Raw genomic sequence first — 13,958 nt, forward strand, 5'->3', positions numbered from 1 at the left:
AGCATCGTGCGCTAGAACGGGATGTCGTCATCATCGTCATCTACGTCATCCACATCCGAGGCCAGGGTAGCGCTGCTCAGGTCATCCCCGCCGCCGTCCAGATTCACAATTTGCCCGTTAAACATTTCTGCAAAGCTCTTGGCCGCTTTCAGCACTTCATCTTCTTCAACCCAGCTTATGGGCGATGGGGCGATGGGATCTGCGATCGCACTGGGAGTTGGTGGCTGCATGGTAGGCATGGGCCGAGCCGGCGGAGGTGCGGTTGCTGCTGTAGTTGACACCGATTCTGGGATCGGTTCGGGTAAGGCAGGCGTCGCCACAGGGGCACTTGCAGCACCATTGGCAGCATGGGAAACCGGATGGGCAACGGGCTCTGGCGATGGGGCGATCGCGCTGTGGGCTTGAGTTGCCTGCGGTTGGGGCCGTGGGGTAACGGCGGCCTCGGTGGCTTCGGCGACCGACACCACTTCCAGGCTTACCTGTACAGGCTGCTGGCACAACGTTTTGAACGCCGTTTCAATATTGGGCATGCGGTCTCGCACCATTTTGAACAACGGCTGAGACATGGTGCCAATGCGAGCTTCCTTCCCGTTAAATGCCAGCAGGCGGCACTGCTGACGCAGCATCGTTTGGGTAGAAAAGGGCTGCACCAGGGACAGCACCTCTTGCCACGTTTGGTCTAGGTTGACGCTGGCAGCAGGGGCAGGTTGGGCAGGAGCCGCAGTTGCCGTACTGGGAGCAGGGGTTGGAGGGTGGGCAGGAGCAGGTTGGGTTGGGACTGCTGGTGCAGGTACAGATTCGGGAATGGAAGGGGGTGGGGCGATCGCCTCGATTTTTGTGGGTGCTGGCTCGGCTCGGTAAGCAGAGGCGTCATTCGTTGGGGCAGGAGCGGGCGGTGCCACAGGTTGAGCCGCTGCTGATTGAGTCGCTGCTGGAGTGACGACCGATGGAGAAGCAGTTATGGCTGGTGTGGCGATCGCCACGGGAGCATACGTCGCCGCATCTCCAGCCGCAGGCAGCAATCCCAGTAGCGTCACCTCTAGCCAGAGGCGGGGCTGCGAACTATTGCGGACCTGGATCTCGTGATCTTGCAAATGCTTTTGGCTGTGCTGGAGCAGATCCATGGGCAGCGTTGCTGCTAGCTCACACATGGCCGCCCAGGTTGGGGTTGTAATGGCCACCAAGTCGCTACGGCTGGGAGCCGTTTTAGCAATCATTAAGTCGCGGTAGAAGCTGGTGAGATTTTGGAGGACAATCAGCGGTTCACGACCTCGATCCATGAGTCGGCGCACACAGTCGAGCATGGCATCGGGCTGAGACTGGGCGATCGCCTGCACTAGCCCCAGCAGATCGCGCTCGGGCACGGCCCCCACCAAATCCCACACGCGCTCGGTGGTAATGTCGCCCTCCAGCAAGCTCAGCTGATCTAGCAAACTTTCCGCATCCCGCAATCCCCCTTGCGAAATTTGGGCAATAAGCTGCAGCGCCTCATCCACAATGGAAATCGCTTCTTTTTGGGCGATCGCTCCCAGGTGACGCACCATTGCCTCCAGCGGAATGCGACGAAAATCGAACCGTTGGCAGCGTGAAATGATGGTGGGGAGCACCCGCTGCGGATCGGTCGTTGCCAGCACAAACACCACCCGATCGGGCGGCTCTTCCAGCGTTTTTAGCAGCGCATTAAACGCCGCATTCGAGAGCATGTGAACTTCGTCAATGACGTAAACCTTGTAGCGGCACTGCACCGGAGCGAACTGCGCTCGTTCAATCAATTCACGAATATTATCGACCCCGGTATTGCTGGCTGCGTCAATTTCAATTACATCCAGCGAGGCCCCACGGGTAATATCGCGGCAAATTTGGCAGTGGCCACATGGCTCTGCTGTGGGTACATCCTGGCTCTGGCAGTTCAGCGACTTCGCAAAAATGCGCGCACTCGACGTTTTGCCGGTCCCCCGTGCTCCGGTAAACAGGTAGGCGGGCGCAATCCGCTGCTGCCGCAACGCATTCGATAGCGTGGTGGCGATCGCTTCTTGGCCCACCAGTTCTGCAAATGTTTGGGGGCGATATTTATGGTGCAGCGGTTCGTAGGACATAGAGGAAGCAGCCAGAGTCGCTATTTACTAGGGTAAGCGATTCATGATAAAAACAAATGAACTAGTGAGTGTGGATGGACGATCCACAGCAACCTGTGGTGATGATCTAGAGATGTGAACCCCAAACCTTCAGGCTGGTGCCAACAAGAGTTCTTGTCATAATCCCAGGTTGGGGAGCCAAAAGGGGCGATCGCCATGGGGATTCCCCACAACTATCGCCCCTTTTGGCTCCTAGAACCGAGTTTTTGTTGAGCTAGATGGAATTGGGCCTAAAACCGAAACCAACGGCGACCATACAGCGCTGAGCCAACCCCACTGCCAAACGCCAAACTTGCAACTGTCATTTGCTTCATCCAGCGATGGGGCGCATCATAGGGAGCTTGGCTAATCAGCTGCTCGTCAACTCCAGCTTCAGTGACAGGCACTTGTAAAATATCGCCATGGTCGCCTTCGCCAATCCGAATTTTCCAATCTCCCTCTAGGCCCGTATCCGGTGTGAAGGCAAAGTTTCCTTCGGCGTCGGTTACGCCTTCCATCCACGGCTGGTCGGGATTGTTGGGTGCATAAATTTCAACTTTGGCGCCTTCAAAGCGATCGCCTGTGCTAAATACCGCCGTCAGTTCCAGCACGGCATTGTCAACTTGGTACTCTGTCCACATTCCATGAGCCAAAGCGCTTGCAGGAAACAGCACCACACTCAACACCAAAGAAAAAACAACCAGCAGCGTTTTCATGTCATCTTCTCCAGAAAAGAACCAATAGAAATCGAGATTGGAAACCGAGATGAGGTGAATGCAATCAAACCCGTTGATGAAAAGCTCGTGGACAGCTTGTGGATAGAACTATCGGTTCGCAATCCATTCAATCAGCAGACACGTCGATAAATATAGCGATCGCCCGGTTCCCTAAGCCAAAAATGTTGATTCAGTCTTGATCGATTTGGACTATTGGACTAATCGATACAGGTGGACTAATCGATACGGGGTCTTTTGCTAAACTGACCTGATTTTAGCCTGTCATTTCGTTCTGATTTATCATCAAATCGCAACTGAATTTGGAGCGCCCCTGTTACACGACCGCGCGGGCCGTCAATATGGCACCAACCGCCATCATAAAAACGGCACTGGCAATCGGCAAATACCGAACGGCGGGATGAGCCTGAGGCAACTTATCCAGCCATTGGCGAGAGTACACAATACTCAGCCCCAACCCAACGAGCACCAACGTTAACCCCAGGCTAAAGGCGGTTACCAAGGCCATACCATAGGCCGTGCGATGCAGCGCGATCGCCGTTAGCAACAGTACCAGCGCCGACGGACAGGGCACCAATCCCCCGGCAATCCCCAGCGCCAGCACCCCCGACCGTTGGATTGGGCCGGAGCCTGCCAGATCATGCCCACGGTCATGATGGTGGTCATGATGGTGGTCATGCGTGTGGGCATGAAAGAGCAGATGGGTGTGAGTATGGCCGTGGGCATGAGCAGGGGGATGGTATCCATGATGGTCATGCGGGTGCTCGTGCGGGTGTTCGTGTGAATGTTCCTGCATGGTTTTCTGTGGGTGGTCATGCGGATGTTTCTGCGGGTGCTCGTGATGATGGCCATGCGGATGGAGCGCGTGTGCATCGCCATGATTGCTATCCAAACCATTGAGCCGCTGAGCCAGGAGCCACACCCCCAAACCCAATACCAAAATGCCGCTGGCTGTACTCAACACAGGATAGATGCGATCGCCCCAACCCCAATGGGCAGCTAGCAGCGCGATTGCCCCCAGCCCAAACACCCCCACCGTATGAGTGATGGTTGTGGTTAGCCCCAGGGCGATCGCATGCCAGGGCGTTTGCCGCTCTCCCAACAGATACGCCGCCGCCAGGGTTTTGCCATGGCCAGGAGCCAACGCATGTCCAGCTCCAAAGGCAATCGCCACACCCAGTCCACCCACCATCAATCCAGGAGTTAAAGGTTGCTCGGCCTGGAGCAAATGCACCAAATCGGGGTTGGCGTGCCCCGGATGGGCGATCGCCATCTGCTGCCATAGCCCCCACAACATCGTTGTCAGCGCTAGACACTGTACGCCCCGAATTCCCATTAGATTTTCCCTACCTGTCATGTCTACCGTCCTACTGCATGGTTGCGAAGTGAATGGCGATCGCACAGTTTGTTCAATCGAATGCTTCGCTCCTGAAGCCAGCAACGCATCGATTACCGAAGTTCATGCGTTGACCTTAAGGAATGTTTCTAAAAGCCTTCAAAAATTTTAGACGCTGGCAGTGACAGACTGATGACAATGTGATGCTGTTTCTTTCATCTCTGCTCAACCCCGATCCGCTCAAAATTTTTAGGGTTGACGCAGTTTGTCCAAGGCTTCAAGTGCTTGAATAGGGAGGCCAACGATTGCTTTTGGGAACGCCTAGCGCCCCAAAAGCAATCAACCCCTAGTGGGCGATCGCCATCAGCAAACCTTCAGCTCAGGCACAAAAAAGGGTTTTGAAGCCTTGCATAAAGCAATGATTCAAAACCCGTTAGTTCAGGGTGTGGTGAGGAGCGATAGCTGGCTTCCCTCGTTAAGGAAGGGCGATCGCCAAATCTGTTCCATGCGCGCAGGTTTAATTATCGCCGCCGCCAATGTTGTCAATAATGTTGACCAGCGTGCCAAAGGGATTGAGAATACGAGCGGCAATATCCAGGAAGGAGGAAGAACCACGCTTCGGTACGATTACCACGTCGCCCTCCTGTACCTGAAATTCATCGGTCAGGTTGCGCAAGTCCACCTCGCGCCGCTCAATTTGACCTTGTTCATTCAACCGAACAAAGGCAACTCGGCTTAAGCGAGCATCGACCGTGGGACCACCAGCAGTTGCCACCGCACTGGATAGCGAGCTATTTGGGGGAATTTGCACTTCGCCAGGGCGGGTCACTTCACCCACAACGCGAACGCGAACCGTTGCAGGAGCCAAGCTCGACTGCGACAGCAGCCGTCGGTCTAGCGTGGCCGCCTCGGTTAAGCGAGGAATAAAGATAGAATCGCCATCTTGCAGCACAATATCAGGAATATTGGTTCCGGCGGCGACGCTATCCCACAAGTTAATGACCTGTGGCTCTGACTCCCCATTGGGGTTGTAGCGGCTGAGCACCACCTGACGAATGTCGGCAAACCGGGTTACCCCACCCGCCTGCACAAGTGCAGTGGTGAGAGTTGGGTTGTCGGGATTGTCGTTGTTGCCGCCGCCGGGGTCGTTGGTGAGACTGCGCAAGCGCACGGGACCGGGACGCTGCACTTCTCCTGCAACAGTCACGACGACAGGGCGCTGGGTTAGCAGCGTAATTGCCACTTCCGGCTCAACCAAGTACTGGTTCAGCTGTTGCTCAAGGTGTTGATCCAGCTCGGCTGGCGTTTTGCCAGCCGCCATGACGGTTCCCAACAGCGGCACAATGATAGTGCCGTCAGAGTTCACCACTTTTTGCTCAGTAAACTCGTCGTATCCCAATACAGAGATAGAAATTTGGTCGCCAGGGCCTAGGCTGTACTGAGGATAGGACAACGGCGTGGGGGCGGCAACTTGATCAACCGGAGCCACCACCAAGGGTGCCATGGAGGGATCGACCGAATTGAGATTTGTGCTCTCGGTTTGGGCAAAGGCTGGAGCTTGTAGAGTGGCCCCCAGCAGCAAAACGGCAGCCACTGAGCGGCAAATATCCGAATGGTTTTTACGCATATGCTTGGCCATGTCTTTGAGGAAATGAGAGGAGGGTTGGGGCGTGAGCTTGAGGCGGATGGGTGCGATCGCACCCTCCTGGGTTCGCTATCGTTGCAGCCTACCGATGTTGGGGTAAGCGATCGCTTGCAAGAACGAAAGGCATTGGGCGATCGCACTCATGGAACGACAAAACTACGAATGACAGAACGACCGGATTGCAGAACCGACTTGCACACCATTGGCAAGAAACCCGTGATGCAAAACGAGCAGCATGGGACTACTGACCGCCAGCAGTCCATCGCTCGTCCTTAGCGAGTTGTCTCGCGAGACCCTGCCAACACCCGACCTAGAGGTTCGTTCATTCCCCCCGTCAGGTTGCGACGTGTGTTGTACTCGCGAGAGTAATAGAAGAGGCTATCGGGCTCATTGCGTACGTCAACGCCATTCACCACAATACCCAGCACATTTTGACCAGACTGGGCCAAGTATTCCTTCGCAGCGCTAGCGCTACCGGGATCAACCACACCGGGGCGAACCACCATCACAACGCCATCCACCATTTTGCCAATCACGGCAGCATCGGCAGTCCCGGCGACAGGCGGTGTGTCAAACACAACGTAGTCGTAGTCATCCGCAAACTTGGCCACCAACAATGCCATGTGCTTGGAATCCAGCAGAGCGATAGGATTCGGCGGCACGGAGCCCGCTGTGAGCACATCCAGGCTGGGGCTGACTCGCTGCACGGCATCCTTAAACTCAATGTGGTTGGTCAGCACATTGCTCAAGCCTGCCGAGTTGGTCAAATCCCATGTGTGGTGCTGGGTTGGATGGCGCATATCCGCATCAACCAACAACACTTTGTGACCCACCTGAGCGATCGCATCTGCGAGATTGGCCGATACTTCCGACTTTCCTTCCTTCGGGGCAGAGCTGGTGACTACCACCGTCTTCACTTGCTTATCCGAGTTTAAGAATTTCAAGTTAGCTTGCAGCATTTGATATGAATCGGCCACAGGCGAGTGGGGACAATCGCGCAGAATCACCCGAGGCACCGTGCGCTCCATGCTTAGCCCCGGACGCACCCGACCATTGCGGTTAAAGGTAGGAATGACTCCCAACAATGTGTAGCCAAATAGTTCGCGAGCCTGCTTGATGGTTCTCACCGAGCTGTCCATCATGTCGAGCAAGAAGGCTGAGATCACGCCCGCTGCTAGACCCGCCAGACCACCCAGCAGCAAATACACCGACTTGCTCGGCCCAGCCGAACCCTCAGGTACTAACGCCGGAGAAATGAGGCGAGCATTGCCCACATTCTGGTTTTCGGTAACCTGAATTTCCTGTAGGCGGGTGAGCAACGCTTCGTAGGTTGTTTGCGCTGCCGCTAACCGACGCTCCAGTTCCCGTTGGGCTTGCTCTAACCGAGGCAGTGCACTCGCCCGACCGCGATAGGCACTTTCCGTACTGGCCAACAAACTCACCTGATTGGACAAACCAGAACGCTCGGCATCAGCCCGAATGAAGTCGGTAATTAGGGTGCGCTCTACTTCCCCAATTTGCAAGTCACCCATAGAAACTCCTTGGGCGCTGCCAACAATTTGGCCAATGCGGCTGTCCAACGTTTCATTTAGTGCTGCAACCCGACGCTCCAATGCGGCGATCGTGGGGTGCGCATCCCGATAGCGAGTCCGCTCCACCGACAGCAAGCTTTCGGTTTCCTGAAGCTGTGTCAGCACTTCAGTAACCCCTGTAGATTGGCTGAGTGAGCTGACCACCAGGGCCTGCTGCGGTGTCATTCCCAACTGGCTTTGCAGCATGGCTGTTCGGGCATCGGCATCGGCCAGGGTGGCACGAGCCTGAGTTAGCTGCTGCTGCAAGTTGGTAATGGCTCCAACGGCAACTCTTGCTTCTTCCTGTAGGGCAATGACACCGTTCTGCTCTTTAAATTCCCGCAGAGCAGATTCGGCTTCTCGCACAGCGGACTCGGTTTTGGGCAATTGTTCGCGGATAAACTGGCTGGCTTCGGCGGCTTCCTGACGATTGGCAAACACCGACTGCTCAACGTAAGCTCTGGCAACGCGGTTCACCACGGCAGCAGCAACTTCGGGATCATCTGCTGTGTAGGTAATTCGCAAGACATCGGTACCACCAACAGGGCGCACTGCCAGATTCTCAACAAAGGCCTGTGGCTGAAGCGGTTGTCCTTCGGTGTCGCGCAGATTCAATGCATCAATGACCTTTTGCGCAACTGGAATTGAGCGGATGACCTCTGCTTGTGTGGTAAGTGCACTACTTTGACCATCGACCGTGAGCCGCTGGTTTTGATTTTCCACCAAACCGATGAGATCGGTCTGACGATCTACCTTCAGCAGTAGCTTTCCCTCGGCTTCATAAACGGGCTTTTGCCGTACCGCAGCCAATGCAGACAGGGAGACGACAATGCTAAATACCGCTGCTGCGGGCAACCAGCGCCGTTTTAATACCATCCAGTACTTCTGAAGATTGAAATCGTCAGGATATTGATTAAGCTCCATAGCATTGCCTCAGCTATCTAAAATTCGGCTCACACAACTGCGAGTTTTTACGGTCGGGGATCCTGATAGGTCAACAATAAACGGTAATTACCCGGAGATTGTTAAAGGTTGAATGAAGAAGAACAGTATCGGAGTGAAGGTCAAATGAACTCTGGTGAAGGTTTATCAGTCATTCAGAAGAGCCCAGCTTAGCGCCAATCCAAAGCTTTACTCAATCGACTCAAAAACTCAGTCAATTATCAATTTTGGCAGGGTTTCATACCTGAGATAGATGACCTTTGTGGAGATTAAAATAGTCTCAATTGAGATTTCTTGATGCCATAGATTGAATTCGGTGCAAGCATTGTTTTTTGGGACTTCATTCATTGCGCTCATGACTGCGACGGACAATCTAGAAATTCATCAATGATTCACTCTAGATAATTAATAAACGCTTGCCTATAGGCAAAGCGATCGCCACACATTCACTCAACAACCTATCGTTGATTACACAAAACAGGGAAAACAAACTGGCCTAGCTATGCAGCAATTAACCCCAGGGATTCTGCCTGGCGATCGTGCAAAGCCAATGATGAAACATTTCCAATCACAAAGGTTTGGCGCGTTCTCAACAACAGGTAAAGGCGAGAAATCAGCCCAGCCTGACGAAGCCTCAACAGATACCTTTGAAGATATGCTTGAGCGCAGGTATCGAGGTTTGTACGATGCCACCAACGATGTTACTAAGCTTGTGTAGATGCGTATCTTTCTAAAATTTTGAAATTGATCAATTCAACCATGAGTGTTGAAAAACAAAGATGGCGATCGCACCCTGATCTGCTTGATCGCTCTTAAACCGATAAACTTTGTCTCAATCGTTTCGTCCGGATTAGATGCACATAGATGCCCACAGATTCACAGGGTAGATGCACGTGAGATGCCAAACCCCTAACGGCCTTTGTAAGTGATCATACGTAAAAAACCTATCTCGATTCAGAGACTTTCAATGAAGTTTGGCAATCTTTTCATAAAGAGTCTGTAAAGTCTTAGACATTGACGAGTTCAGTTCCCCGTACTCTTACGGAGACTACGATTCACGCCAGTCGAATAGCTTCGGGTCGCGGTCTCTGTATTTACCGCAGTGAAAGAAATATCTGTGTCAAGGTTTGTGTTGGCAGCTGGGTTAGCTGTTTGTGAATTACCGAAAGCCCCTTCAACCCTGAGTGCATGCCTAAAAGTGTTGAGATAGAACCCAACCCAACAATGTTTACCCTGCGAATCGCAATATCCTGTCGAATCGCAACGCTGCTCTCCCAAAAACACGCACAGGAGATGCTGTCGTATGGAGCGATCGCACGCTGACTAAAACGGCGATACCTCAATGGAGAAATAGATACCATCCTCTTGCAGCGTATTGCCTACAGACGACACATCGGTTAACGGAATGCCCCAATCGAGCCGAGCCGTCACCCGATCGGATTGCTGCCACAACAGGCCAATCCCAACCCCCGCCAACGTCTCCGCAGCCGAGCCGTCATGGTTACCCGCGCTCCAAACCGTGCCGATGTCGAAAAAAGGTGCCACTTGCAGCAGCCCATCAATTTGGGGAACGCGCACAATCGGCAGGCGTACCTCCGTAGAAAACTGAAGCCCGTTGTCGGCTAACAGGGCATCTTGCCGATAGCCGCGCACAGTTCGCTGACCCCCCAGCCCTAGCTGTTCTTGCGATAGCAATGCGCTGTCGGCCAGTTGAGCTTCGGCTCGCACAAGGAGCAAAGTTTCGGGGGCAAGCAGTCGCACCCACTGGCCCTGCCCCCGCCATGCAAAGAAGCGGCTGTCGGGTTCGTTGGTATTGACGGTAGAGTCGAGCAGATCGAGGCCCACGCTAAACTGCGATCGCGCCGCTAATACATGCAGGCTACTGCGCTCGGTCCAGTCTTGAAAAAAACGCAGTGCTGTAACCCGACTGACCCCATTGGCATCGGCACCCGGACTTGGAAACCCCCCCACCACAAATTCGGTTTGGCTGCGCTGATGCGAACCCGTGAGGCCAATGGCCAATTCCTCAGTCGGCGATTGATACAGCGGTTGGCGCAGGCTCACCTCGTAGTATTGGGCATTCGATTCAATATCCAACACGTTAAATGGTGGCTTGATCACATCGCTTGATGAAAAGCCTGCTGCCAATCGAATGGTGCCGTTGCGAGGATTGATGGGTACGGTATAGCTACCATCCACGGCATGGCTACCATCGGTGTTGCTGTAGCTGAGTGACAGTCCATCGCCAAAGCCCAATACATTGCCGTGGTTGACCTCAACTTGCCGCCGAAAGCTGCCTACGCTGGGCGATCGCCCATTGTTTAGCACCACTCGCGTTGCAAAAGGATCGGCCTCTTGCAAACTCACTTCCAAAACATTGGTTCCTGGCTGTGGCCCTGCCTGCAAATCGGCTGAAATGGAGGCAATCAACGGATCAAGCTGAAGCAGCTGCAATCCTTCCAATAGCTGCGCCACATTTAACGGTGTAGCGCCAGCCAGCGCCAGCCGACTGCGCACATAGCTAGACTGCAAATGTCGATTTCCCCGCACGTTGATCGCGGCAAGCCGACCCTCAATCACTTGAATGGTCACGACTCCAGCTTCCAAGGTTTGAGGCGGAATGAATGCTCCAGAACTAATGTAGCCATCGTCAATGTAGCGTTGGGTAATGGCAGAACGCGCTTGTAATAACTGAGCAAAGGTCAAATTCTGCCCTCGAAAGGTGCGATCGCCCTCGGTGCCATCGCATGCAAAGCCGGGAGTTGCGCAAAGTACTTGCTCTAGTTGGCGATCGCTGTAAACGGTACTCCCATTCACCTGAAATTGCTGCACAAAGATCGTATCGGGAATGGGACCAGGTTCCTGACTGGAGGGAGGCGCTGTCGGCGGCGGTGCCAACAGCTCAGCCGGATCTGGTAACAGAGGCAGCGGCTCTTGAGGAAGGATCGGTTCTGGTCGGTCGGGTGGTGGAACAATCGGCACGATAGGGCGTGGCAGCGGTCCCCCTGGTGGCACAGGTGCCGGGGGAGGAACTGCTGAAGGAGGAACCTGTGCCACAACCGAGGATGAGTGAAGTGGGGTGAGGGCGATCGCCCAACTCAAAACCGCTAGCCAACGCGCAGCCTGATGCAAGGGGGCAAGAGTGGTGTTCAATTTTTTAACCTGTTCACAGTAAAAGAAGTGGGTTAAAAGTGCAGCCAGCAAACTAGGTGCAGTTTACTTTAGGCAAAGTAAACTGCACCTGAACATATGACGAAATCAACGATTGAGTAAAAAAGCTTAACGATACTGCCGGCAACTGGGTGGAATATCATTGCCGTTTATCAATCATCACCATTTAAGCAAGTCAATTTATCCACGAACCTGCGCGACTTTAACTCAAGATCTCAACCCAGTTTCCGATGCTAGAAACCGTCCGTTTTGGTGCAGAGTTGCTCTGAGGGTTTTGCGCTGCACAGCTTTCAAAACAGCTTCGTTTTGCGCCCATAATAAAGAGGCGCTTCGGCTTATCCAGCACGGACTTAGAAATGATCTCATCACGCTTCGGTATCGCGTCACGGACGATGTATGAGCCATTCATCAGTGATGGATAAGGTGTCGTTTAAACCAATGGGCGGGAATGGCTGTCGTCAAAAAAGGTATCAGCGGTTCATTCCTGAATTCGCCAACTCGGTATTCAACAATCTATCAACGTCTCGATTGATACACGTCATTTGTTCTGACAGTTCGCTTGATCGAATTGAAGAAAGTTGAGCTAAAATTTTCGTTTCGTATACAGCTTCAGGGATTGCATTCAAAGATTCTTCATTGGGTGTTTGGCTACGCTTTGCACATTGCGTGTTACACATTGCGTGCAGAGGTCTGACGTTTTTTGGGGATGAGGTTTGGTGAACACGACCCATTAAACATGAATCAACGAATATGCTTCATTGGCATATTGGAATCACTGAACTGACAAACAAGTGATTTGTTATTCAGGGAATTTTCATTCATAAGTTTTCATTCATAGGTTTATCCGAGTGGCTCGCTTTTTGTCTAGCGCTCAGCGCTTTTTCGCAGCGGCTTTCATGGCTGCCAGTAGCTTTCCCATTGGCAATCTAGTCGCTCTCGCTCAAGTTGATCCGTCTGCTCCGTTTTGCCAATTCTCTCCTGTCGAGGTGGAACGCAAAGAGTCGCTACGGCAGTTGGCGCTCCAGGGCGATCGCGACAGTCAACAACGCTATCGTCGTCTAGTGGATGATCACAAAGACAAACTTGAGCGGTGTCGTCGCAGCAGTTGGCTGCGCAACCAGGCCTTGTGGATTCGCCTGTATCCCTGCGATGCCCAGCCAGGTGCTCTAGAAGCTCTGTTCGACAAAATGGTTGCCAAAGGTTACAACCAGGTCTACATCGAAGTATTTGGCAGCGGCCAGGTGATGCTGCCGCAAAACGATAATCCCACCGCGTGGCCATCCCTAATTCGAGACAATGGCTATGGTGATTACGACCTGCTGGAAGAAGCGATTACCAAAGGCCGGGAGCGTGGGCTTAAGGTTTATGCGTGGCTGTTTACCATGAATTTTGGCTATAGCTACACGCGGCGACCTGGTACGGAACAAGCCCTTGCCCGCAACGGTCGTGGGCAGGCTGGCAATCGGGCGATCGCAAGTCAGGAAATTAACGCCGGGGGTGAAGAAGAGCTTTTTATCGACCCGTACAGCAACCAAGCCAAGCTGGACTACTACACCCTTGTACAGGCTGTACTGCGGCGGCGACCCGATGGCGTGCTGTTCGATTACATTCGCTATCCCCGTGGAAATGGTGGCGATTCTGTGGCCAGCCGCGTGCAAGATCTCTGGATCTACGGGCCTGCTGCTCAGGATGCGCTGTTGCGACGGGCGCTCAACCTTAGCGGCCAAGAGTTGATTCGGCGGTTTGTGGCGCGGGGCAGCGTGTTGGGGCAGGATGTGGCCGAACTGGCCGAGCGCTATCCTCAGGATCCACAACCGCTGTGGCAGGGCATTAGTCTTGATCCGGCCTATCCGACAGCCAGCATTGAGCAGCGACGACCCTTTTTGCAGCAGCAGCTCTGGCAGCTATCGGTTGCCCATGCCATGCAGGGCGTAGTGGACTTTTTGAATATGGCCGCGACTCCTGTACAACAACGCAATATTCCGGCTGGGGCCGTCTTCTTTCCCGAAGGTAACCAAACGGTGAATGCGGGAGGCTATGATTCGCGCTTGCAGCCGTGGGATCAATTTCCCACGTCGCTAGAGTGGCACCCCATGGCCTATGGGATTTGTGGCAATACGGGCTGTATTGTCTCGCAGGTGCAGCGTGTGCTGGAGCGATCGCCCAATCCCTCCAAAGTGATGCCTGTGCTAGCGGGCACGTGGGGCCAGTCGGTGCGCAACCGTCCGGCGCTGGAGTCGCAAATGTTGGCAATTCATCAGGTGGCTCCCCAAATTCAGACCATGAGCCACTTTGCCTACTCCTGGCAAGAACCTCAATCCGATCGCGATCGCAAGTTTTGCCAATTACAGTAACTCTCAATTCCTCCCCTTTGTGAGCTTCGGCCACATCGTCGCCCGCGCAGCGGGCGGCACAGGGTTTTAGGGTCTGGTTTTTAATAGTGTC

9 protein-coding genes are annotated in these 13,958 nt (G+C 53.8%); 3 read left to right on the plus strand and 6 right to left on the minus strand.

Annotation, left to right across the window (positions count from 1 at the left end):
• Positions 1-11 precede the first annotated feature (11 nt).
• From ACQ4M4_RS20140 to ACQ4M4_RS20155, 4 genes are all read right to left on the minus strand, one after another.
• On the minus strand, positions 12-2,096 hold the full coding sequence (locus tag ACQ4M4_RS20140) for a DNA polymerase III subunit gamma/tau (protein WP_430686251.1): 2,085 nt from the start codon (positions 2,094-2,096) through the stop codon (positions 12-14).
• Between the two features lie 269 nt (positions 2,097-2,365).
• A complete protein-coding gene (locus ACQ4M4_RS20145; protein WP_430686252.1) occupies positions 2,366-2,830 on the minus strand; it encodes a carboxypeptidase regulatory-like domain-containing protein in 465 nt (154 codons plus the stop codon).
• Positions 2,831-3,164: 334 nt separating this feature from the next.
• On the minus strand, positions 3,165-4,205 hold the full coding sequence (locus tag ACQ4M4_RS20150; protein ID WP_430686253.1) for a sulfite exporter TauE/SafE family protein: 1,041 nt from the start codon (positions 4,203-4,205) through the stop codon (positions 3,165-3,167).
• Positions 4,206-4,701: 496 nt separating this feature from the next.
• Entirely contained in the window at positions 4,702-5,811 is a 1,110-nt protein-coding gene (locus ACQ4M4_RS20155; protein ID WP_430686254.1) for a polysaccharide biosynthesis/export family protein, read from the minus strand.
• Here ACQ4M4_RS20155 and ACQ4M4_RS20160 point away from each other — a divergent pair.
• Positions 5,797-6,105: a hypothetical protein gene (locus ACQ4M4_RS20160; RefSeq protein WP_430686255.1), complete on the plus strand. Its 309-nt coding sequence runs from the start codon at positions 5,797-5,799 to the stop codon at positions 6,103-6,105. The genes ACQ4M4_RS20155 and ACQ4M4_RS20160 overlap by 15 nt on opposite strands.
• Here the strand turns inward: ACQ4M4_RS20160 and ACQ4M4_RS20165 are convergent.
• Positions 6,102-8,324, minus strand: a complete 2,223-nt coding sequence (locus ACQ4M4_RS20165; RefSeq protein ID WP_430686256.1) for a GumC family protein — start codon at positions 8,322-8,324, stop codon at positions 6,102-6,104. The two genes, ACQ4M4_RS20160 and ACQ4M4_RS20165, sit on opposite strands and share 4 nt — an antisense overlap.
• Positions 8,325-8,844: 520 nt before the next feature.
• Between ACQ4M4_RS20165 and ACQ4M4_RS20170 the strand changes: the two genes are divergently transcribed.
• Complete coding sequence (locus ACQ4M4_RS20170; protein ID WP_430686257.1) at positions 8,845-9,060, plus strand: hypothetical protein; 216 nt, start codon at positions 8,845-8,847, stop codon at positions 9,058-9,060.
• 605 nt (positions 9,061-9,665) lie between these two features.
• Here the strand turns inward: ACQ4M4_RS20170 and ACQ4M4_RS20175 are convergent.
• Positions 9,666-11,495, minus strand: a complete 1,830-nt coding sequence (locus ACQ4M4_RS20175) for a ShlB/FhaC/HecB family hemolysin secretion/activation protein (RefSeq protein WP_430686258.1) — start codon at positions 11,493-11,495, stop codon at positions 9,666-9,668.
• Between the two features lie 866 nt (positions 11,496-12,361).
• Between ACQ4M4_RS20175 and ACQ4M4_RS20180 the strand changes: the two genes are divergently transcribed.
• Positions 12,362-13,867 carry a family 10 glycosylhydrolase gene (locus ACQ4M4_RS20180; RefSeq protein WP_430686259.1) on the plus strand — a complete coding sequence of 502 codons (1,506 nt, stop codon included), beginning with the start codon at positions 12,362-12,364 and terminating at the stop codon, positions 13,865-13,867.
• Positions 13,868-13,958 lie beyond the last annotated feature (91 nt).

The sequence above is a fragment of the Leptolyngbya sp. AN02str genome, from assembly GCF_050565595.1.
Taxonomy (GTDB): domain Bacteria; phylum Cyanobacteriota; class Cyanobacteriia; order Elainellales; family Elainellaceae; genus Kaiparowitsia.